Raw genomic sequence first — 21651 nt, 5'->3', positions numbered from 1 at the left:
TCAGTTCCTTCCGCCGACTTCGACCGGTCCGCGGGGAATGGTGTCCTCGTCGTCCCGGGCGTCGTCCCGTCTGTCGTCTCCGGCCGGCCCGCTCGCCGCGTGCTCGGCCGAGACCGAGTCGAACGCGTCGATCACGACCGCCGTCAGGTTGTCCCGGCCCCCGCGCAGCAGGCCCTCGTGCACGAGCCGGGTCGCCGCATCCTGGGCCCGCCGCTCGTCGTCGAGCACGTGGGCGATGACCTCGTCGTCGATCTCGCCCGAGACGCCGTCCGAGCAGATCAGGATGCGGTCGCCCGGCTCGATCGGCACCAGCCAGTAGTCGGGCTGGTACTGCCCGCCGGCGCCCAGCGCCCGGGTGATGACGTTGCGGCCCGGATGCGTCGCGGCGGCCGCGCGATCGAGCTCGCCCTCGTCGAGGAGCTCCTGCACCACCGAGTGGTCGACGCTGATCTGCTCGAGCTCACCCGCGGCCCAGCGGTAGGTGCGCGAGTCGCCGAGGTTGAAGACCAGCCAGTAGGCGCGCCCGTCCTGCTGCGCCACCGCGACACCCGACACCGTCGTCCCGGCCCGCCGCGGGCCGGCGTGCGCGAGCTCGGTGATCGCCGTGTACGCGCGGTCGAAGGCGGCGCGCACGTCGCTCGGTTCGAGCGATCCCGGGCCCTCGAGGCTGGCGAAGGCCTCGACGGCGAGAGCGCTCGCGACCTCGCCGGCCTCGTGCCCGCCCATGCCGTCGGCCACCAGGAAGATCGGGGGCGCCGCGAAGAACGCGTCCTCGTTGGCGCGACGACGGAGCCCGGTGTGCGTCTCGGTGCCGACGCTCAGCCGGAGGTCGGCGTAGCGCACGCCGTCGGCCGCCTCGCCGCTCATGCGCCGCCCTCGACGGTGAGGAGGCGTGCGCCGACCCGGATGCGGTCGCCGCGGGCGACCGTGAACCGCTGCCCGGGCAGCAGCGGCAGTTCGACGCCGTCGCCGCGCAGCAGCACGGAGCCGTTCGTTGAGCCGCGGTCGCTCACCCAGACCCGACCGGCGTCGAGGCCGAACTCGAGGTGGGTCTTCGAGATCGACAGGGTGTCGCCGGGGAGGGTGAACAGGAGGTCGGCGGGGTCGTTCGCCGGGGAGACCGGGGCGCGGCCGAGCACGCCGTGCCCGGTGATCGGCACGACCTGACCGGAGTCGAGGCGGAACGCGGTGGTGCCGGGGGGCAGCACCGCCGGCCCGGGCGTCGACAACCGGGTGCTCTCGGCGTCGGCGTCAGTGACCTCAGCGGCACCGGCCCCGACAGCACCGGTCCCGACCGGAGAGCCGGCCTCGGCGCCCGCGAGCTCGGCCGGCGTGATCACCGGCGCGGAGAACCCGGGGATCATCGAGATCGGCTCGGCGAGCGGCGGCAGGGGAGCGGGCGCACCGCCGGGCGGCGGGCCGAACGCCGGTGCGGGCGCGGCCGCGGGAGGGGCCGGCGGCGCGGCCTGGCCCGGTGCATCTCCGGCCGGGGCACCCACCGGAGCGCCGATCGGAGCCGGAGGCCCGCCGGGAGCCGGAGCCCCGGCCGGAGCCGGCGCCACGACCCCGGAGAACGGCCCGGAGCCCTGCCCCGCCGTGAGGTACGCGCCGGGAACCGGCGGCCCGGCGTACTGCCCGTCGCCCCCGGCACCGCTCCCGTCTCCACCGGCCCCGCCACCCGCTCGGCCGGTCGCGGCCTCGCGCGTCGGCGGCGCATCCACGACGACCTGCCCCGGCGCCGCGGTCAGCGGGTTCGGGCCCGCCTTCACGTCGATGACCCAGGTGCCCGCGACCTTGTCGTGCCAGCCGCGGCTGAGCCCGGTCGCGTCCCAGAGCGGGGAGAGCCAGACCACGAGCTGGCCGATGCCGAAGACGAGCGAGGCGGCCCAGACGATCAGGCCGCGCAGCAGCATCCGGCCCAGGCCCGGGCGGGTGAGCGTCTCGAACCGCACGATCCTGAGGCCCATGATGGCCTTGCCGGGCGAGAAGCCGAGGAACGACTGGAGGAACAGGTTCGCGAGCGGGTAGAGCAGCCCGGCCACGAGCAGCAGCACCGCGCTCAGCCCCGAGGTCGAGACGACCCCGGCGGTGACCTGCAGCCGGATGGCGCCGACGGCCGTCAGCGGAAGCACGATCAGGAGCCAGAGCGCGCCGTTGAAGACGCTGTCGAGGAGGAACGCGAAGACCCGTCGGCCGTAGTTGGCGCGGATCAGCTCGCTGCGCCGGATCGGGGTGACGGCGGGGGCCGGCTTCCACGACGCCCCGGTCGCGGTGCCCGAGCCCGACCCGTGGCCGGCCGCGGGGGCCGATCCGGCGACGGTGCCGAGGGCGGCCGACTGACTGCGGGTGGAGGCGGGGGTGCCGCAGACCAGGCAGAACTGCGCGTTGCGCGGCACGGGGGAGCCGCACTGCACGCAGGGGTACGTGGAATCCGTCATCGATCTCTCCCTCGTCCCGCCGGATCCGATCCGACGCGGCGCCGGTTGCCCGATCGCCCGTTGCCCGATCGCCGGAAGAACGACCGCACCGACCATCCTGCCCGGACCCGCTGCCACCAGGAGCGCGACTTCGTCATCTGCGCCACGACGACGTCGACCTCGGTCCAGTACTCGTCGATCTCCTGCTCGCTCGGGTCGCCCGGGCCGAACACGCCCGTGTCGGCCTTCGTCGCGACCTCGAGCACGGGGGCGGCCGGGTAGGCGGCGGCCAGCACCGCGGCGTTGTCGCGCCGCGTCGACCCGCGAGGCACCGGGGTGCCGAGGTCGCCGGCGCGGTCCACGATCTCGTCCCAGCCCCCGCTCACGCGGTCGGCCGGGCGTTCGGCGAGCCGGCGCCGTTTCCGGCGCCGCAGCTTCAGCAGCGCGATCACGAGCAGCGGGCCGAACACGATCACCAGGAGCAGCAGGATGCCGCCGCCGATCAGCAGCAGGGCGCCGAAGTCGAAGCCGTCGTTCTTCACCTCGTCCTGCTGGGTGTCCTCGGTGCGGATGTCCGGCGGCAGCTCCGCGGGCGCCTGCGGCGGGGGCGGCGGCTGCAGCACCTGGGCCTTGGGGTCCGACTTCGGCTTCGGGGCCTCCTCCAGCGGGATCTGGTCCTCGGGGGGCGTGGGGTCGAACGCGACCCAGCCGGCCCCTTCGAACGGCACCTCGACCCAGGCGTGCAGGTCGTCGCCCGTGAGGTCCTGAACCGCGTCCTGACCGGCGTAGTCCTTGGGGTAGAAGCCCATCACCACGCGGGCCGGGATGCCGACCGAGCGCGCCATCAGGGCCATCGCCACGGCGTACTGCTCGTCGTCGCCCACCATCTGGTCGGCCGAGACGAGGGCGGCGATGCGTTCGGCGCCGTGCCCGGCACGGGAGACCGCCTCGCCCTCGAGGCCGTGGCTGAAGAAGCCGTTCTGGCTCAGCCCGTTGGCGAGGTTCCGCACCTCCTCGATCGGGGTGTCGGCCTCGCCGAGGTACTCGGTGGCCAGGGCGGCGACGGCGTCCGGCACGCCGGTGGCCCGGGGCAGGGCGATCTTGCTGATCGGCCGGTTCGAGAGCTGCTCGTCGTTGAAGGTGGGCGGGATGACGACGTCCATCGAGTAGGAGTCGCCCGGCTCCACACCGAGCGTGTCCAGGGCGACGCCGGTCGCGGTGTTGTAGTGCAGGGCCCCGCTGAGCTCGTCGGCGCGGTCGCCGGCGAAGGAGACCGAGTCGATGTAGCCGGCATCCGGCATCCACACACCGTTCAGGTCGGTGATGGTGAAGTCCAGGGTCGCGGGGGTGCCGGTCGTCGGGTTCGAGATCTCGTTCGCGACCCGCACGAAGGTGCCCGAACCGGCCGAGCCGTCACCGGCGACGTTGTAGACGATGCCGTCGTAGGTGTCGAGCGTCGCCAGCCGCACGCGGGCACCCTGCGGGAGACCCGTGACGGTGAAGAGCGTGTCGTCCTTGTGGTCGCGCACGTAGCTGCGGAAGCCGACGAGCGGGCTCGCGTAGTCGTGGAGGTCGAGCGGGGGCACGATCTGGTCGCGGATGACCTCGCGCGCCGAGGCCGGCACCAGGATGCCGCCGGTGACCAGGCCCACCCCGAGCGAGGCGACGACCAGACCGGCCGCGGTCGCGAGCCGCGTCGTCCGCAGCCGCCGGGCGGTCTCGGGGTCGATGCTCGAGGAGGAGGACGCGAGCGAGGTGCCGGCGGCGGCGGCCACGCGGGCCTCGTGCCGGCGCCAGGCGGCCCAGGCGAGCCCGATGCCCGCGACCAGGATGCCCTGCACCAGCGGGAAGGCCGCCTCGCGGGTGCCGAAGGCGATGGCCGTGACGAACAGGGCGAGCACCGGCACGAGCGCCCAGAGCACCCGCTGCCGGCGGAACCGGGTGGCGAAGCTCGTCGCGAGCACCGCGGTCAGGAGCGACGCCAGGAACGGAACCACGAGCACGCCGTCGAACTGGCCGACAGGCGTGACCAGGGTGAGTACGTCCTTCCAGGAGAAGACGATCCCGAGCACGAGGGTGCGGAGCGTGTCGAAGGTCGGGATGACGCCGATGATCGTGGTGCCGGGCGCGGCCAGCGCGCCGCCGAACAGCAGGTAGACCACGATCGTGACGGCGGCGATGACGACGATGTTCCACGACAGGCGCCATCCGGCCAGCCCGATCAGGCTGCCGAGCACGATGCCGCCGATCGCGGCGATCAGGTAGCCGACGCCGCCGAAGGCGGGGCCGAGGCTCAGCACCGAGACGAACATCAGCACGGCCAGCACGAGGGCGTCGGTGGCGACGGCCCAGAGCGGGCGCGAACCGGCGGGAAGGGGTGGGAGCAGAGGGGTGCTCATCAGCTGTTCGCCCTCCGGAGGGCCAGGGGGAGCTCGGAGAGCTCGCCGATCGTGAGCAGGGCGATGTCGCCGAGCTGGCGGAGCGAGAGGGCGGCTCCGGGCTTGGACGCGATCGCGATCACGCGGACGCCGAGCGGGATGTGCACGCTGGCGGCCTGCAGCTGCGTCGGGGTGACGGCGCTGCCGAAGAGCAGGAACGCGACCGAGGCCTGGGGCACCGCGGCTCCCGTGGTCTTCGCGAGCTGCACCACGGTCTCGCGGCGGTCGGTCTGCTCGACGCCGGAGAGGTCGTCCAGCAGCAACCGGCCGGTCTCGGTGTGGAAGGTGGCGGTCTGGCTCAGCACCGTGAGGTCGCGTTCCTCGATCAGCGCCTGCACGCCGAGCGAGCCGCAGACCGAGACGGCGAGCTCGAACTCGGCCTCTCCGGCCTCGCCCTCGGCGTAGTCGGAGCGGTTCGTCGAGAGGGCGATCGCGAGGTGCGAGCGCCGGGTCTCCTCGAACTGGCGCACCATGAGCTTGCCGGTGCGGGCCGAGGTCTTCCAGTGGATGTACCGGCGGTCGTCGCCGGGGACGTACTCGCGGAGCGCGTGGAACGAGACGTCGTTGTCGGAGAGCACCCGGCTCTCCACGCCCTCGAGGTCGCGCAGGAAGCCCGAGGAGGAGCCGCCGAGGGAGATGGTCTTCGGATGCACGTAGAGGTCGGTCGGGTCGGTCCAGAGGATCTCGCGCCGCATCAGGCCGAGCGGATCGCCCCGCACCGAGCGCACCGGTCCGACCACGATGACCGCGCGGCGGTGGGTGGGGATGCCGAAGAGGTCGTCGTGCTCGGCCTGCGGCGCCAGGCGCGGCAGGTGGAACGAGGCGTAGGAGGAGCCGACCGGCAGCTCGATGCGGGCGGGGAGGAGGGAGCGCGTGGAGGTGTTGGTGACCGCGATGCGCCCGACGGCGCGCTCGCCGACGACGACCCGGTTGAGGGCGAGGTCCAGGCGCACCGCGTAGGCCGAGCGGCCGATCGCGAAGCCCACGGCGATGACGAGCGCGGCCAGCAGCGCGAAGCCGACGACCAGCAGTTCACGCCAGCCGAGCACGGCTCCGGCGACGATCGCGGCGATCGTGGTCGCGAGCACCGCCCAGCCGAAGCCCGACACGGTGAGCACGACCGGGCCGGCGACCCCCCAGACCGTCTTCCAGGCCGTGCCGGCGCCGTCGGCGACGACGGGCCAGCCCTTCTCGGACACCCAGCGCACCGGTGCGGTGCGGGTGACCGCGCGCATCCTCTCCTCGACCCGGCTCATGCAGCGGGTTGCCTCGACTGCGGAGCCGCGACGTCGGCCAGCACGCGCGCGAGCACGCCCTCGGCGGTGGCGCCGGAGAACTCGGCCTCGGCGTCGAGCACGAACCGGTGGGTCCAGACCGGGCCGGCCAGTTCGCGGATGTCGTCGGGGAGCACGTAGTGGCGGCCCTGCGACGCGGCCCAGACCTTCGCGGCGCGGATCAGCGCCATGGCGCCACGCACCGAGACGCCCAGGCGCGACTCAGGAGCCGAGCGGGTCTCCTCGGCCAGCTGCGCGGTGTAGCGCAGGATGGCCGGGTCGACGTGCACGGTCGCGGCCAGATCGGCCATGTCGGCCACGGCCGAGGTCGTGATCACGGGCGACAGCGCCGACGAGGGGTTGCGGTTCGCGGAGCCGGCGAGGATCTGCTCGGCCGAGGCCAGGTCGGGGTAGCCGATGCTGGTCTTGATCAGGAAGCGGTCCAGCTGCGCCTCGGGCAGGCGGTAGGTGCCGGCCTGCTCGATCGGGTTCTGGGTCGCGATCACGAGGAACGGGCGACCCACCTCGTGGGCGACGCCGTCGACCGAGACGCGGGACTCCTCCATGACCTCCAGGAGGGCCGACTGGGTCTTCGGGCTCGCCCGGTTGATCTCGTCCGCCAGCACGATCGACGCGAAGATCGGGCCCTTGTGGAAGTCGAACTTCCGGGTGTCCTGGTCGTAGATCGTGACGCCGGTGACGTCGGAGGGCAGCAGGTCGGGCGTGAACTGGATGCGCTGGTGCGTGCCCTGCACGGTCGCCGCGATCGCCTTCGCGAGGCTGGTCTTGCCCGTTCCCGGAGCATCCTCGAGCAGCACGTGGCCCTCGGAGATCATCGCCATCATCGTCAGCCGCACCACGTGGTCCTTGCCGAGGACGGCGAGGCCGACGTTCTGCACGAGCCGGTCGAAGGTGCCGGCGAACCAGGTCGCCTGCTCGGGGGTCATTGTCATCGCTTGCCTCTCGGGTGTTCGGTCTGGTTCATCGTCGTGCCTGGGCCTGCACGCCGTCGCAGGTGATCCGCGCGGCGTTGTCCTCCAGCGAGTAGCCGGTGCCCGGGGTGTCCTCGGACCACCACAGGGTCTCCTTGCCACCGTTCTTCGGGATCGACTCGCTGTATCCGCTGCCGCCCCACCGGCAGGTCACGTTGCCGCCACCCGTCCAGCCCGACGTCGTGATGTAGAGCCGGTAGCAGTTCTTGACGCCGCCGGAGCCCTGGTCGGCCGAGCTGCAGGCGCTGCCGCGGGAGACGTAGACCTTCGGCTGCGGGCGTGCCGAGGTCGAGGCGGTGGCCGAGTCGGTGGGCCCGGTCCGGCCGACCTCGTCGACCGCGCGCACCTCGATCGTGAAGGTCTGGTCGTAGTCGTTGCCCGCGGAGACGCTGCCGCTCGGGCCCGCGTCGGTCCAGCCGCCACCGTTGATCCGGTACTGCGATCCGGTGACCGCCCGGCCGTTCGGGCCCGGCGGGGTCCAGCTGAACGACACGCTCGTCGTGCCCGCGTCCTTCGAGACCTTAGGCGCGCCGGGGGTGCCGTTGGGCCGCAGGTTGCCGATCTGGTTGCTGGCCCCGCTGGCATAGGTCGATCCGTCGGCCGTGGCGACCGCGCGGAGGTCGATCGTGTAGGTCGTGTTGTTCGACGCCGACACGCTCGTGCCGCTGAGGGTGGCCCACCCACCGCCGTTCAAGCGGTACTGGTACGTGATCTCGCCCTCGGAGGCGCCGTTGCGCGCGCCCTTGGTGAAGGCGATGTTCACGATCGCGTTGTCGCCCTCCTGTGCCGAGGTCAGCACCGGGGCCTCCGGTGCGTTGAACGCGCGCCGGGGGGCGGAGGCCGGTGAGGGCGATCCGGTTCCGGCCTTGTTCGTCGCCGCGACCGTGAAGGTGTAGCCGGCCTCCGAGGTCTTGAGGCTCACCGTCTGCGAGGTCGTGCCCGCGGGCACCGGGATGGTGCGGGACTCCGCACCGCCCTGCACCACGAGGGTGTAGCCCGAGATCGCGTCGCCGTTCGCGGCCGGCGCGTTCCAGTTGACCTGGATCTGCGCCTCGGAGCCGACGGACTCCACCCGCGAGGTGGTCGGCGCGCCCGGGGCGTCCGGCACCCCGGCGGGGATCTCCGCCGCCGAGAAGGCGCTGAAGTCACTGGGCTCGGGGGCCTTGTTCACGGCCTGTACCCGCACGGTGTACGAGGTGCCGTTCGCGAGGCCGTCCCAGACCAGGGTGTTGCCGGTCACGCCGTACCGCGAGGCGGCACCGCGATCAGGAGCCGGCGAGATCTCGAGGTTGTACGCGATCACCGCGGAGCCGTGCGTCGGCGGGGTGACCCAGTTGACGGTCAGGCTCTTGTCGCCGAACACGAGGGTCGGCGGCTGCGGCTGGTCGGGCCGTGCATCCGGGCGGGCGACGCCCGAGGAGGGCGACGGGTCCGAGGTGCCGACCGCGTTGGTCGCGGTGACCGTGAAGGTGTACTCCACGTCGTTGGTCAGCCCGTCGAGCGTGCACGTCGTCGAGGCGCACTGCTTGGTGTAGCCCTGCGGGCTCGCGACCGTGTACGAGGTGATCTCGGCGCCGTTGTTCACCGGCGGGGTCCAGGAGAGCACGACCGTGCGGTCCTGGATGCTCGTCACCGTCGGCGTCGCGGGGGTGTCGGGTCGGCCCTGCACCGTGAGCCGGATGCGCGCTTCGGCCGTGCGGGCCGGGTCGCCGGTCGCGTCGATGACGGAGTACTTGACCACCATCGTGCCCACGAAACTCGCGTCCGGGGTGACGTCGATCGAGTCGCCCGAGATCGCGGCCTGACCCGAGCCGGTCTCCACCGTCGCGCGGGTGATCGTCAGCGCCTTGTCGGGGAACGGGTTGTAGTCGTTCGCGAGCACGGGAACCGAGACCGTCTTGCCCTGGTCGGCCCGATCCACCACGTCGTCGGTGGCGCTCGGGGGGTTCCGCACGCTCGAGAGCACGTTGACCGTCACGAGACCGCGCACGGGGGAGTTCACGCCGTCCGAGACGTCGATCTCGAGGTTGGAGGTGTTCTTCGGGGCGTCCGGCGCGGCGGTGACCACGAGGTTCGCACCGTCGATCCGCGCGGAGACCCCGGCGGGCAGCGCGCCGGCGATCGCGAAGGTGAGGGCTTCCAGGTCGCCTTCGTCCGGGTCCACCGACTTCGAGCGCAGGTCGACCGTGCCCTCGCCGTCGCCCGCGGCCACGTCGACGGTGGCGCCGACGAAGGTCGGCGGCGTGTTGTAGTCCGAGATGACGGTGATCGGGATGACGAGGGTCGCCTTCTTGCCGTTCGGGTCGTCGACGCTGGTGCCGTCGGTCACCTCGAAGCTCAGCGCATCCGGGCCGTCGTAGCGCGGCTTCGGCGTGTAGCGCATGGTGTTCTCGTCGACCAGCAGCGGGTCGCCGTTCGAGTTCGAGGCCCGCACCTTGTCGGCCTCGGTCAGGCGGGCGGTCTTGCCCTCGCCGACCAGCACGTAGTCGGAGAGCTCGACGTCGACCGTCTCGCCGTCGTGCACGACGATCGGCTCGATGCCGGGCTTCAGCACCGGCGGCAGGTCGTCGAGCCCCGGCACGAAGACGAACGCCGACGCCGTCAGGCCGTCCTGATCAGTGACGGTGTAGGTGATGATCTGCGAGGTCGGCAGCAGCTGGATGCGCAGGTTGCCGTCGGGCAGCGGGGTCGCGGCGGCGTCGGCCGAGGAGACCGTGAGGCCGTCGATCGTGCCGTCGGGGTCGTCGTCGTTCTCGCGCACGTTCACGTCGACGTACGGGCGGTCGAGCGCGTCCGGCACGGGCACGACGTCGTCGCGGGCGATCGGCGCCGCGAGCGGGGCCTGCGGGCTCACCTGGAGCAGCAGGGCTCCGGTCGCCGAGGCGCCCCAGCGGTCGACGATCGTGTACTGCAGCGTGTAGTCGCCGGCCTCGTCGGGCGCGGTGACCATCACGCGGCCGCCCTCGACCGAGGCCGTGATGCCGTCGGGGGCCTCGAGGCCGTCCGAGCGGATCGAGAGCGGGTCGCCGTCCGGGTCGTTGTCGTTGGCCATCACGTCGACGGCGAGGGTGCGTCCCGGTCGCGCCGAGACGATGTCCTTCACGGCGTACGGCGCCTGGTTGGCCTCACTGGCCGGGATGATGCCCACGAGCACGGTCGCGGTCGCCGTGGCGCCGAGCTTGTCGCGCACCACATAGGTGAAGGTGTCGGTCCCCGTGGAGGACGGATAGGCCTCGTAGACCAGCCAAGACTCGCCGACCTCGGTGATGCGGCCCTTCGTGGGCGCGGAGTTCTGACCCACCAGGGAGACCGAGTCGCCGTCCGGGTCGATCCCGTCGAGCGGGATCGGGATGCGCACGCTCGTGGCCTGGAGGGCGCGGATCGTCACGTCCTTCGGCCGCGGCGGCGAGTTGGTGCCGGCGTCCGGCGCGACGATGCGGATGGTGATGTAGCCGGCATCCTTCTGGTTCTGGGAGTCCACCACCTCGTACGTGGCGTAGACGGTCTTCGCGACCGGACCGGCCTTGAAGCGCACGGTGTCCTGCGCGATGAAGATCTCGCCGTCGGCGGGGTCGACGAGCGGGTCGATCAGGGTGTCGGAGAGCGAGATGGCGTCGCCGTTGGGGTGGTAGTCGTTCTTCAGCACCGGGATGGTCGCCACGTCACCGGCGCGCACGGTCACCTCGTCGTCCACCGCGACCGGCGGCAGCAGGCGCGCCGGCGCCGGGATCGGGGTCACGAAGACCTCGCCCCGCGCGGAGGCCGCGCCGTTGGACACGGTGTAGGTGATGGTGACCGGCGAGGTCAGCCCGGGGCGGTCGGTGATGCGGAGGATCTCGTGCTCGAGCACCTCGACGCTGATGCCCGCGTCGGCGGGCACCTGCACCGACTGCACCGCGAGGATGCCGCCGTTCGGGTCGGTGTCGTTGGCGAGCACGTTCACCAGGGTCGAGCGGCCGGCCGGCAGCTGGGCCGTGTCGCGCACGGCGATCGGGGGTGCCTCGGTGTTGTCGCGCTGGATGACGTCGACGCGCACCAGTCCCTCGGCGGTCTTGGGGCCGTCCGAGACGAGGTAGGGCACGTAGTAGACGCCGACGGCCTGGGCCGTGAAGCCGAAGGTGCCGGTGGTGTAGTCGGGCTCGATCAGGGCGCCAGGCACCTCGTTCACCTTGGCCAGCCGCAGTGGCGCCCCCGAGGGGCTGAGATCGTTGTCCAGTGGCGCGACGGTCACGCGCTCGCCGGCGGGCGTCACGACGTGGTCGGGGTTCGTGATCGGCGCGAGCGAACCCTTGTCGCGCACGATGAAGCGGATGGTGCCCTCGGCCTCCGAGCGGCCGTCGGAGACCGTGACCGTCACGTCCTTCGGGCCGGCGTTCGGGTCGATGCTCGTGAAGGTGAGTTCGCCGTCGGCCCGGAACTGCACCTGGTCGGCGGTGCCGGTGGTCGCGGAGACGACGTACATGTCGTCGCCGTCGGGGTCGGTGAAGTCGGGGAGGGCATTGTGGGTGACGGTCGCGCCCATTTCGACGAGCACATCCGCCCGGGCCCGGTCGGCGTTCTGGCGCGGCGGCGAGTTCTGCTCGGGGCTGCGCACGGTGAGGGAGACGGTGGCCTCGGCGCTGCCGCCCCGGCCGTCGTCGACCTGGTAGACGAAGTTCGCGGTGCCCGTCGCATCCGGCTTCACCACGATCTGCAGGGCCACGCCGTTCAGGATGCGCTGGACCTCGCCGATCGAGGGCTGGCTGCTCTTCAGCTGCGCGGTGAGCACGTCGCCGTCGGGGTCGCTGTCGTTCTCCAGCACCGGGAGGATGACGGTGCGGCCGGGCCGCACGCCGTACTGGTCGTCGACCGCGGTCGGCGGGTTGTTCTCCTCGGTGCGGTCGGGCAGGAGCACCTGGAGCTCCTCCTGGGTGGAGTCCTCCTCCTCGTTCGAGTCGCTCTGCTGCGGCGGGGGAGCGATGTCGTCCCAGTTGTCGACCTTCTTCATGTCCTGGTTCACCAGGTACACGACTCCGGTCGAGAGGTCGTTCAGCACGACGACGTCGCGGTTCACCCGGAACCGGAGCTCGGCGTTGGCCGCCAGGCCGTCGATCGTCGACTCGACGTCGTTCTGGTCGCCGGAGCAGTCGCGCACGTAGGTGCCGGAGCCGGACCAGGCGGCGTAGGCGCATCCGTTCAGGAAGACGGGGGCGGCGGGCACGCCCGGCTCACCGGTGGTGCTGATGACCGTGGGGTCGCCGCCCGCGAGGGGCTGACGGATCAGGGCGCTCGCGGTGGAGACGAGCACGTCGGAGGACGCGGGGCCGGAGGCCTGCACGACCCCGCCCTCCGCATCCGGCAGCACCGTCGTGGCGCCGCCCGGGAGGTGCAGCGTGCCGGTGGCCGCGTCGAATACCACGGCGTCGTCGCCCACGGTCGTCAGGGTGAGCTGGGCGTCGTCGGCGACCTCCGGGAAGGCCTCCGTCTCGGGTTCCTCCGGGAGGGTGCCCGCCTCGTCGAGCGGGAAGGTCTCGAGCCGGCCGGTCGAGCGGGAGAGCGCGTGCACATTGCCGTCGACGTCGGCCACCGCGGCGGCACCGCCGCCGAGTCCCGCCAGGGGTTCGTCGGGGTCGAGGAGCATGGAGCCGGCCTGGTTCGACGGACCGGCCCACAGGTTGCCGGTCTCGCGGTCGAGCACGGTGACGGACTGGCCGCCGAGCGAGACCGAGGCCTGCGGCGGGAGGTTGAGCGGCGATTCCAGCGCGACGGTGCGCGGGTTCACCGGCGTGAGCGAGGCCCCGGTGCTGTCCAGCAGCAGCACGGTGTCCGCGTGCTGCAGCACGTCGAAGTCGGTCGAGGAGGTGCGCAGGCCGCCGTCGATGACCTGGGCGGGGTGGTTGAGGTGACCGAGCAGCAGCCCGGCCGGCTTCGTCACCCACACGCCGCCGTCGTTCAGATCGACGTCGGCGGTCTTGACGCCCTCGTACACGAACGCCATCGTCGTGACGCCCACGGCGAGCGCGGCGATGGTCGCAACGGATGCAGTGGTCGCTTTATGGCGGCGGATCGCCTGGAACAGCCTCACACGGTCTCCGGATCGTCGAACGGATTCAGAACGGATTCATTCAGAACGGATTCATACGGTGTGGGTAAGGCTGAGCGGGGTCGGCAGATCCTGGGTGGTCACTGCGAACCGGCGGCTCCGACCTTCGGGTGGAAGGAGCCCCGCACATCCGCAATTCAAGCATGATCGGCCGGATGGCCCAAATCATCCGTGCCCGATTCGGGGGGTAGAACTCCCCATTGCGCATCCAGGGTCGGAAGCGCCTCCCCAGTAGGCTGGCCCGGTGTCGAGGACGAGTCAGCGGATGGTGCGCGCGACCGAGCGACGCCGGGCCCGCCGCGTCCGCGCCCTCTGGTCGGCAGCCGCGGTGCTCGCGGTGGCCGCGGTCGTCGGAGCGGGATCGCTGGCCGCCGCCGGGGTGTGGTCTCCGGGCGACGGGCCGGATTCGGCGCCGGTCTCCTCCTCGCGCAGCCCCGTCTCCGCGTCGCCGGATCTGCCCGCCCCCTCCTTCTCCCCCCAGCCGACGGAGGACCCCGTGCCCGCAGCCCCCGAGCCCGCCGCGACGACCCCGGCCGGGTTCGACCGCAGCGCGAACTCGATCGACGACCCGCTGAGCCCCTGGGTGATCGTGAACAAGCTCCGCCCGATCCAGAACGGCGCCGACTACTCCCCGCCCGATCTCGTCGACCTGCCCGCCGACATGCCGAACCCGAACGGGTACCAGCTGCGGGATGCGGCGGCGACCGCGCTCGAGGACATGTTCCACGCGGCGAAGACCGAGATCGGCGTGCAGCTGGTCGCTCAGAGCGGCTATCGCTCGTACGGCGTGCAGGTGAAGGCCTACAACTACTACGTCAACTCGCTCGGAGTGGCCGGCGCCGACCTCACCAGCGCGCGGCCCGGGTACAGCGAGCACCAGACCGGCTTCGCCATGGACATCCTCGACACCGTCTCGGGCTGCTCGACCGACGGCCGCTGCTTCGCCGGCACGGCGGCCTACGCCTGGCTCCAGGCCAACGCCTACCGCTTCGGCTATGTACTGCGGTACCCCGACGGCGGCACCCCGGTGACCGGGTATGAGTTCGAGCCCTGGCACTGGCGCTGGGTCGGCGTGCCGCTCGCGACCGAGCTGCACCAGGACGGCATCCCGACCCTCGAGGAGTTCTTCGGGTTGCCGGCCGCGCCGGACTACGCCGGCTGAGCCCTGAGCGTCCTGGAGAGCCCTCTCTTTCCTTTGGGGTCCTGTCCCTCATAGAGGGCACAAATGTTCCCGTGCTGACATGGAGTCATGCCCCTCCGCATGCGCCGCGTCACCGTCCTCCTCACCGCCGTCGCCGCTTCGGCGACCCTCCTGCTCTCGGGCTGCTCGGCGGCGGGAGACGGTTCCGGCGCCGGTGGAGCCCGCGATGAGATCACCGTGGCGCAGTCCTCCGGCGGGGTCTCCGCGGTCGCTCCGGCGACCGGCTCGCTCGTCGGCGGCGAGACCGTCACCCTCTCCGGTTCCGGCTTCGAGGGCGTCTCGGCCGTGGCGTTCGCGACCACTCCGGCGCCGTCCTTCTCGGTGGTCGACGACGGCACGCTCGAGGTCGTGGCCCCCTCGGCGACCGACTTCATGCCCGGCCAGGTGCCGATCGTCGTGACCCTGGCCGACGGGTCCGAGGTCTCGACGGATGCCGCCGGCTACACCTACGAGATCCAGACCCCGGTCGACGCCCAGATGAACTACGCCTTCACCTACTGGCAGGACTACAACCTCGACGAGTGGGGGATCTTCAGCGACAACGACTGCGGCAACTTCGTCAACCAGGCCATGCTCGCCCGGGGCTGGCAGCAGGACGCGGACTGGTACAGCGACTACGCCACCACCGGCGACTACAGCTTCAGCTGGATCCGGGGCAACGAGATGGATGCCTACTACGCCTCCCGGCCCGACACCACGCGCCTGTCGATCGACGAGCGCGACAAGGTGAAGATCGGAGACGTTGTGATGTTCGACTGGGATCCCCAGAACGACAACGGCGTCGACCACACGATGATCGTCTCCAAGGTCACCCCGAACGCCGACGGCACGATCTCGATCGGCATGGTCGGTCACACCCTCGACGCCCAGTACCGCGACCTCGACAACGCCATCACGGTCGAGAAGCCCGGTGGCACCGCCCACTTCTGGTCGATTGCTTAGCGAATCCCTCCCGCCCTAGGCCTCCGTCGCCGTGTGCGTCGCCGCGGTGCGGAACTCGGTGTACATGTACGGGTTGTCGAGCACCTTCGTCTCCGGGATCTCGGGATTCATCCCCGCCTCCCAGACCGCGTCTCCGAGCTCGCTCTGCAGGTGCTCGACCGTGTCCTCCACCGCCGCCCGGGCCTTCGCGAGGTCCTGACCGACGAGCGCGCCGTCGAACTTCACGATCCGCCCGTCGACCAGCACGGTGTGCACATCGGCCCGCCCCGCCTGCAGCGCGACGTGCCCGTACGGGTTCATGATCGGGAACATCGAGGGCGAGCCGTCGTTCTTCAGCAGCACCAGGTCGGCCTTCTTGCCGACCTCGATGCTGCCGGTCACCGCATCCAGCCCCAGCGCCTTGGCGCCCCCGCGGGTGGCCCAGTCGACGACGTTCTCCGCCCGCAGGTGCGAGTGCGTGACGGTCTCGCCCTTCTCGTGGGCCTGCACGTGCTCCCACGACCGGTCGGCGCCGAGGGTCGAGCGCATCGCGGTGAACAGGTCGCTCGAGAACCAGACGCTCGTGTCGACCGACAGCGACATCGGGATGCCGTGCTCGCGGAGCGCCCACGACGGCGGGTAGCCCTGCCCGCAGCTCTGCTCGCTCTCGGTCGAGAGGGAGACCGAGCCGCCGGTCGCGGCGATGCGCTGGTACGAGTCGTCGCTGAGGGTCGCGGCGTGCACGTAGACGGTCTCCGGTGTCATGAAGCCGTTCTCGTACATCAGGCGGATGCCGTCGTCGTTCGTCGCACCCCACACCCCGGCGTGCGTGGTGACCGGCAGCCCGAGCTCGCGGGCGACCTCGAAGGCGCCGCGCTCGGGGAAGGCGGGGTCGCCGGTCACGTCGAAGGCCAGCTGCATCCGGAGCAGGTCGGATCCGGTGTCGGCCCGCCTCACGAACGCGGCGAAGTCGGGGTTCGCCGCCCACTCCCACGGGGCGCCGAAGATGTTTCCGGGGGCGAAGACGAAGCGCCCCGCCGAGTCCCGCAGCGACTGCAACGCGGCTTCGGCGTGCTCGATCGTGCGCAGGCCGTGCGACCAGTCGACCGTCGTGGTCACCCCCGCGTCGATGGCGTCCAGGGCCGAGAGCGCATTGCCGGCGTAGATGTCCTGGGGCCGGAAGTGGGTGCCGTACTCGAGGTAGTACCAGACGAAGTACTGGGTGAGGGTCCAGTCGGCCCCGTACCCGCGCATCGCCGTCTGCCACATGTGCCGGTGTGTGTCGATCATGCCGGGCATCAGGATGCCGCCGGCCGCGTCGATCTCGAAGGTGCCGTCGGGCACGGTCAGCGCCGGTCCGATCGCGGCGATCGTGTCGCCCGCGACGAGCACGTCGCCGTGCCGGATGATCTCGTGCCGGTCGTCCATGGTCAGGACGAGGGCGTCGCGGAAGACGACCGGACGGTCGTCGGTGGGGAGAGCTGTTTCAGCCATGTTCGGCTCCTTTGCCGGGTGGGAAGACGAGAAGTAGGGGATAGGGGCGGTCAGAGGGCGACGGTCGGGTAGTCCTTGCCCATCCAGTGCGAGAGCTTGGCCGCGTACTCGCGCTGGAACGAGAGCGGTCCGCTGGCGGCGCTGTAGTCGTCGTCGTAGATCGCGATGAAGATCGTGAGGGTGAGGAAGAAGTGGGCGCCGAGCTCGAACAGCGCCACGTAGTCGTGCTCGACCAGTGCGATGCGCTCGGCCTCGGTGAAGTGCAGCCAGGTGGTCGTCTCGACGCTGTTGTTCGTGCCGAGCCGGCGGCCGTAGTCGGCCTCCCAGCGGTCGATCAGCCCGGACGGGTCGGCCTTGTAGGCCGCCAGCAGACCCGGGTCGCCGTCGACCTGGTAGAGGAACTTGTTGACGTAGTAGACGCTCATCGGGGATCCCCTCCCGGGTACCAGGTCAGGTACATCTCGCGGGTGTGGAACAGGTCGAGCTCGTCGACGTAGGAGGCGTCGATCGGGCCCGCGATCCCGAGCATCAGGATCAGGTCCATGAAGCCGTGGGTCGCGTTCCCGGCGCCCGCCATGCTCGCGTGCGTGACGTTCTCGAGGATGGCCTCGATGTCGCCGGAGGCCAGCCAGTCGATGGCCTTCCGGTCGAACACGGGGTCGGGGCCGGTCTCGCCGAACTGCCGGGGCCCGCCGAGCTCGAGCGAGAGGTGCCCGCTGCCGACCGCCGCGATCTTCTTGTCCGAGGGGTACTCGTCGATGATCGAGCGGATGGCCCGGCCCAGATCGTAGAAGCGCTTCGGGCTGGGCAGCGGCGGGGCGAAGATGTTGGTGTAGATCGGCACGACGGGCAGGTCGGCCTCGGGCCGCGTCGTGATGATCGGGCAGATGATCGAGTGGTCGATCTTCAGCTCGTGGCTGATCGAGAAGTCGAAGCCGCGGTCGAGCAGCCCCTGGAACATGAACCCGGACAGGTCCTCGTGCCCCTCCAGCAGGTACTTCGGGAGGCCGAACTCGCGTTCCTCGTTGTAGAAGGTGGCGTCGTACCTCGGCTGCTTGCCGATCAGGAAGGTCGGGTAGTTGTCCTGGAAGAACTGGTGGAAGTGGTCGGCGCCGACCATCACCAGGATGTCGGGCTCGGCCGCGGTGAGCGTCTCGCGGTAGGCCTCGACCTTGCTCTTCCACTCGGCGGCCTGCGGCATCCGCTCCTCGGGGGGAGTGAGCTCGGTGGCCTTGAGGAAGAAGGGATGGTGCGTCGTGGCGAGCACGGCGGCGAGTTCTGCCATGTCGGGTCCTATTCGTTCTCGGCCGGTGGGGTGTAGACGGCGTTGCGGTCGACCTCGGCGTAGACGGCCGGGCCGATCGGGTTCTCCCGCTCCTCGGCGAGGTGACCGATCAGCCCCGCGGTGCGGGCGAGCAGCGCGAAGCCGCGCAGGAGGTCGACGGGGAGACCCGCATCCGCGAGGGCGGCTCCGGCGACGCCGGCGCCGTTCAACGGGAGCGTGCGGCCGAGCAGATCGGGATGCACCCGGCCGATCGCCTCGAACAACCGCAGGTGCGGGCCCTTCACGCCGCTCTCCTCCGCGATCCTGATGATCACCGGCGTGCGCGGGTCGCCGTTCTTGTGCACCGGGTGCCCGAGACCGGGGATCTTGCCGCCCTGGGATCGGGTCTCCTCCAGGGCGGCAAGTGCGGCGGCATCCCAGTCCCCGTCTCCCCAGTCGCTCGTGTCGCCGAGCCCGGAGATGATGCCGTGCAGATACAACCCGGTGTCCTCGGTCACGCCGAGGAAGCGCGAGCCGCCGCCGAGCAGGCCCGCGGCGATCGCGCCCTGCAACGAGTCGGGCGCGCTGTAGTACGTCAGGCGTGCCGCGATGGCGGTGGGGGTGAAGCCGTGGTCGGCGAGCGAGACGAGCACGGCCTCGAACACCCGGAGCTGGCCCGGGGTGGGCCGGCGCTTCGTCGCCAGCCAGTAGGCCAGCTCGCCGAACGAGATCTGCCCGAGCAGCTCGCCGGCCAGGTCGTGGCCGAGCAGCGAGATCGACTCCGTGTCGCTCGTGCCGATCGCGGTGGGGTACTCAGCCACGGTGTCCTCCGGAGGCGTCGACGATGGATGCGGATGCGGGCCCCGCGAGCCAGGCGCGCACCTGGGCGTCGTGCTCACCGAGCGTGGGCGGCGGGGAGTCGTACCGGGCGGGCGTGCGCGAGAAGCGGATCGGGTTGCGGATGACGGGCACCGCCCGCTCGCCCTCGCCGACCTCGACCACCGGTTCGAGCCCGAGCCGTTCGGCGAGGGCCACACCGCCGTCGATGGTGTTGATCGGCCCGCAGGCGATCCCGGCGTCGGTGAGGATGTCGAACCACTCGGCGATGGTGTGCCGCGCGAGCGCTGAGACCAGTTCGGGTCGCAGCAGCTCGCGGTTGCGGTTGCGGTCCTCGGTGCGGGCGAACCGCGGGTCGTCCGCGAGCTCGGGTCGGCCCAGGGCCTCGGCGAGCCGGGCGAACTGGCCGTCGTTGGCGGCGACCACCACGATCTCGCCGTCGCTGGCCGGCAGCGGCTCGTAGGGGAACAGGCTCGGATGCGCGTTGCCCATCCGAAACGGCACCGACCCGCCGGCGACGTAGGTCGAGCTGTGGTTGGCCATCGCCGCGAGGGCGGTCGAGAGCAGGTTCACCTCGATGTGCTGACCCTCGCCGGTGCGGCGCCGGTGGTCGAGCGCGGCGAGCAGGCCGATCGTGGCCTGCATCCCGGTCATCACGTCGAAGACCGAGACGCCGCTTCGGTAGGCGGGGCCGTCGGGCGACCCGGTCAGGCTCATCAGCCCCGACATCGCCTGCAGGATGAGGTCGTAGCCGGGGAGGGAGGCGCCGCCGGCGCTGCCGAAGCCGCTGATCGAGGCGTAGAGCACGGCCGGGTTCGCCGCGGCGACCGAGTCGTAGTCGAGCCCGAACTTGGCGAGGCCGCCGGGCTTGAAGTTCTCGATCACGATGTCGGCGCGACGGGCGAGCTCCTGCGCGACCGCGCGGTCGCCCTCGTCGCGGAAGTCGAGCACCACGTCGAACTTGTTGCGGTTGATGCCGAGGTAGTAGGTCGAGACGCCGTCTCGCTCGGGCGGGGCCCAGGAGCGGGTCTCGTCTCCGCCCGGGCTCTCGACCTTGACGACCGTGGCCCCCAGATCGGCGAACTGCTGCGTGGCGAAGGGGCCGGCGAGCACGCGCGAGAAGTCGGCGACGACGAGTCCGTCGAGCGGGCCGGAAGGGGTGACCATCGAACTCCTCTTTGAATGCGGTCAACTGTCCGCTGTGCGGATGAGCACAGCTAAATGCATCCGTATCGACGTGTCAAGAGAGTCTTCTCGGCTTCTCAGGGTGCGGTCGGATGCGGTAGGAATGGGGTACACGAAAACGGACCAACGGCCGGGAGGGTCATGCGCGACGCCACAGGGCCCGAGTTCATCGAGGCCATCGCCCGGGGGCTCGACGTCATCACGGCGTTCGGCACCACCGGCCAGAACCTGAGCCTCGCCGAGCTTTCGGCCGCGACGGGGCTGGCCCGCCCGACCGTGCGGCGCATCCTGCTGACACTCGCCGAGCTCGGGTACGTGCGGGCCGAGAACGGCACCTTCTCACTCACCGCCCGCGTGCTCGACCTCGGGATGGCGTACGTCTCGGCCAGCAGCCTCTGGGAGATCGCCCGCCCGCACCTCACCGAGCTGAGCCGCCGCACCGGCGAGTCCTGCTCGCTCGCGCAGCTCGACGGGTCGGACATCGTCTACGTCGCCCGGGTCGCCGTGCCCAAACTCGTCACCCTGCAGGTCTCGATCGGCACCCGCTTCCCGGCCGCCGTCACCTCGCTCGGCAAGGTTCTGCTCGCCGCCCTCTCCCCGGCCGAGCTCGACCGGGTGCTGGCGCTGCCGAGCCGTTCGGGGGTGCTCCCGGCGTCGCGGCCGGAGCAGGACGAGGTCCGCGAGTCGCTCCGCGAGGTGCGTGCGGCCGGCTGGGCGCTCACCGACCAGCAGCTCGGCCCCGCCATCCGCTCGGTCGCCGCGCCCGTGCGCGACGGATCGGGTCGGGTCGTCGCCGCGGTCAACGTCAACGCGCACGCCGCCGAGACGAGCGTGGAGACGCTCGTCGAACGGCATCTGCCGCACCTGCTCACGGCGGCGAGCGCGATCAGCAGCGACTGGGCGCGCTGGGAGAGCCGCCCGCTCGCGGAGCTGGCCCGATGAGCGCCGAATCCACGCTCGGAGACGGCGGCCTCCCGACGCTGCTCGTGATCATCGCAAGCACGCGCCCCGGCCGGGTCGGCGGCGCGGTCGGCGAGTGGGTGGTCGAGGCCGCGCGGGTCTCCTCCCGGTTCGCGGTGGAGGTGGCCGACCTGCAGGAGCTGGCGCTGCCGCTCCTGGACGAGCCCGCGCATCCGCGTCTTCGCGACTACCGGCACGATCACACCCGGCGCTGGAGCGCGCTGGTCGATTCGGCCGACGGCTTCGTGATCGTGATGCCCGAGTACAACCACAGCTTCACGGCGCCGCTCAAGAACGCGCTCGACTACCTGGTGCACGAGTGGGACGGCAAGCCGGTCGGCCTGGTCAGCTACGGCGGGCTCGCCGGCGGGGCGAGGGCGGTCGTCGCCCTGCAGCCGGTGCTGGCCAACCTCGGGATGCGCGGGATCCACGCGAACGTCGAACTCGCGTGGGTCGCCGAGCACCTGATCGACGGGGCCTTCGTGCCCACCGACCGCCACGACCGGGCCCTGGCGGCGCAGCTCGCCGAGCTCGCGACCCTCCTCGCCTGAGTGTCGCCGACCCGTCAGTTGTTGTCGCTGAACCG

At 71.5% G+C, this 21651-nt stretch carries 15 protein-coding genes; 4 read left to right on the top strand and 11 right to left on the bottom strand.

Translation table 11 applies throughout. The features are described 5' to 3' along the window. The 6 genes from AC59HU_RS15605 to AC59HU_RS15580 are packed head-to-tail and all read right to left on the bottom strand — an operon-like array spanning window position 1 to window position 13185. On the bottom strand, window positions 1-867 hold the full coding sequence (locus AC59HU_RS15605; protein ID WP_497224343.1) for a PP2C family protein-serine/threonine phosphatase: 867 nt from the start codon (window positions 865-867) through the stop codon (window positions 1-3). Further along, window positions 864-2438: an RDD family protein gene (locus AC59HU_RS15600; protein WP_497224342.1), complete on the bottom strand. Its 1575-nt coding sequence runs from the start codon at window positions 2436-2438 to the stop codon at window positions 864-866. The genes AC59HU_RS15605 and AC59HU_RS15600 overlap by 4 nt, the downstream gene beginning before the upstream one ends. Beyond that, on the bottom strand, window positions 2435-4816 hold the full coding sequence (locus AC59HU_RS15595) for a transglutaminase TgpA family protein (RefSeq protein ID WP_497224341.1): 2382 nt from the start codon (window positions 4814-4816) through the stop codon (window positions 2435-2437). Before AC59HU_RS15595 ends, AC59HU_RS15600 begins: the two co-directional genes overlap by 4 nt. Next, on the bottom strand, window positions 4816-6111 hold the full coding sequence (locus AC59HU_RS15590) for a DUF58 domain-containing protein (RefSeq protein WP_497224340.1): 1296 nt from the start codon (window positions 6109-6111) through the stop codon (window positions 4816-4818). The genes AC59HU_RS15595 and AC59HU_RS15590 overlap by 1 nt, the downstream gene beginning before the upstream one ends. Then, the gene (locus tag AC59HU_RS15585) at window positions 6108-7082 is read right to left on the bottom strand and encodes an AAA family ATPase (protein WP_497224339.1); all 975 of its coding nucleotides are present in this window, start codon (window positions 7080-7082) and stop codon (window positions 6108-6110) included. Before AC59HU_RS15585 ends, AC59HU_RS15590 begins: the two co-directional genes overlap by 4 nt. A 28-nt stretch (window positions 7083-7110) precedes the next feature. Then, on the bottom strand, window positions 7111-13185 hold the full coding sequence (locus AC59HU_RS15580; protein WP_497224338.1) for an Ig-like domain-containing protein: 6075 nt from the start codon (window positions 13183-13185) through the stop codon (window positions 7111-7113). Window positions 13186-13447: 262 nt separating this feature from the next. Here AC59HU_RS15580 and AC59HU_RS15575 point away from each other — a divergent pair, with 262 nt between their 5' ends. Further along, complete coding sequence (locus tag AC59HU_RS15575; RefSeq protein WP_497224337.1) at window positions 13448-14365, top strand: M15 family metallopeptidase; 918 nt, start codon at window positions 13448-13450, stop codon at window positions 14363-14365. Between the two features lie 87 nt (window positions 14366-14452). After that, entirely contained in the window at window positions 14453-15346 is an 894-nt protein-coding gene (locus tag AC59HU_RS15570; RefSeq protein WP_497224336.1) for an amidase domain-containing protein, read from the top strand. A gap of 15 nt (window positions 15347-15361) precedes the next feature. Here AC59HU_RS15570 and AC59HU_RS15565 read toward each other — a convergent pair whose 3' ends face one another. Genes AC59HU_RS15565 through AC59HU_RS15545 form a run of 5 tightly spaced genes read right to left on the bottom strand, consistent with a single transcriptional unit; the run spans window position 15362 to window position 20087 of the window. Further along, on the bottom strand, window positions 15362-16819 hold the full coding sequence (locus AC59HU_RS15565; protein ID WP_497224335.1) for an amidohydrolase family protein: 1458 nt from the start codon (window positions 16817-16819) through the stop codon (window positions 15362-15364). Window positions 16820-16869: 50 nt separating this feature from the next. Next, complete coding sequence (locus AC59HU_RS15560) at window positions 16870-17244, bottom strand: hypothetical protein (RefSeq protein WP_497224334.1); 375 nt, start codon at window positions 17242-17244, stop codon at window positions 16870-16872. Continuing rightward, window positions 17241-18104, bottom strand: a complete 864-nt coding sequence (locus AC59HU_RS15555; RefSeq protein WP_497224333.1) for a DODA-type extradiol aromatic ring-opening family dioxygenase — start codon at window positions 18102-18104, stop codon at window positions 17241-17243. The genes AC59HU_RS15560 and AC59HU_RS15555 overlap by 4 nt, the downstream gene beginning before the upstream one ends. Window positions 18105-18112: 8 nt before the next feature. Further along, window positions 18113-18904, bottom strand: coding sequence for a citryl-CoA lyase (locus tag AC59HU_RS15550; protein WP_497224332.1), 792 nt, complete (start codon window positions 18902-18904; stop codon window positions 18113-18115). Then, complete coding sequence (locus AC59HU_RS15545) at window positions 18897-20087, bottom strand: CaiB/BaiF CoA transferase family protein (protein ID WP_497224331.1); 1191 nt, start codon at window positions 20085-20087, stop codon at window positions 18897-18899. Before AC59HU_RS15545 ends, AC59HU_RS15550 begins: the two co-directional genes overlap by 8 nt. Window positions 20088-20246: 159 nt before the next feature. Here AC59HU_RS15545 and AC59HU_RS15540 point away from each other — a divergent pair, with 159 nt between their 5' ends. Both AC59HU_RS15540 and AC59HU_RS15535 read left to right on the top strand, forming a co-directional pair. Continuing rightward, on the top strand, window positions 20247-21047 hold the full coding sequence (locus AC59HU_RS15540) for an IclR family transcriptional regulator domain-containing protein (protein WP_497224330.1): 801 nt from the start codon (window positions 20247-20249) through the stop codon (window positions 21045-21047). Then, window positions 21044-21616, top strand: a complete 573-nt coding sequence (locus tag AC59HU_RS15535) for an NADPH-dependent FMN reductase (RefSeq protein WP_497224329.1) — start codon at window positions 21044-21046, stop codon at window positions 21614-21616. The genes AC59HU_RS15540 and AC59HU_RS15535 overlap by 4 nt, the downstream gene beginning before the upstream one ends. Window positions 21617-21651 lie beyond the last annotated feature (35 nt).

It is taken from the genome of Herbiconiux sp. 320_LB (assembly GCF_059691755.1).
This window is presented reverse-complemented; position numbering and strand designations above follow the sequence as displayed.

Coding starts and splice junctions, on each gene's coding strand:
- AC59HU_RS15565 (WP_497224335.1), bottom strand. CDS start 16,819: ATGGCTGAAACAGCTCTCCCCACCGACGACCGTCCGGTCGTCTTCCGC.
- AC59HU_RS15535 (WP_497224329.1), top strand. CDS start 21,044: ATGAGCGCCGAATCCACGCTCGGAGACGGCGGCCTCCCGACGCTGCTC.
- AC59HU_RS15540 (WP_497224330.1), top strand. CDS start 20,247: ATGCGCGACGCCACAGGGCCCGAGTTCATCGAGGCCATCGCCCGGGGG.
- AC59HU_RS15595 (WP_497224341.1), bottom strand. CDS start 4,816: ATGAGCACCCCTCTGCTCCCACCCCTTCCCGCCGGTTCGCGCCCGCTC.
- AC59HU_RS15560 (WP_497224334.1), bottom strand. CDS start 17,244: ATGAGCGTCTACTACGTCAACAAGTTCCTCTACCAGGTCGACGGCGAC.
- AC59HU_RS15570 (WP_497224336.1), top strand. CDS start 14,453: ATGCCCCTCCGCATGCGCCGCGTCACCGTCCTCCTCACCGCCGTCGCC.
- AC59HU_RS15590 (WP_497224340.1), bottom strand. CDS start 6,111: ATGAGCCGGGTCGAGGAGAGGATGCGCGCGGTCACCCGCACCGCACCG.
- AC59HU_RS15545 (WP_497224331.1), bottom strand. CDS start 20,087: ATGGTCACCCCTTCCGGCCCGCTCGACGGACTCGTCGTCGCCGACTTC.
- AC59HU_RS15555 (WP_497224333.1), bottom strand. CDS start 18,104: ATGGCAGAACTCGCCGCCGTGCTCGCCACGACGCACCATCCCTTCTTC.
- AC59HU_RS15585 (WP_497224339.1), bottom strand. CDS start 7,082: ATGACAATGACCCCCGAGCAGGCGACCTGGTTCGCCGGCACCTTCGAC.
- AC59HU_RS15600 (WP_497224342.1), bottom strand. CDS start 2,438: ATGACGGATTCCACGTACCCCTGCGTGCAGTGCGGCTCCCCCGTGCCG.
- AC59HU_RS15605 (WP_497224343.1), bottom strand. CDS start 867: ATGAGCGGCGAGGCGGCCGACGGCGTGCGCTACGCCGACCTCCGGCTG.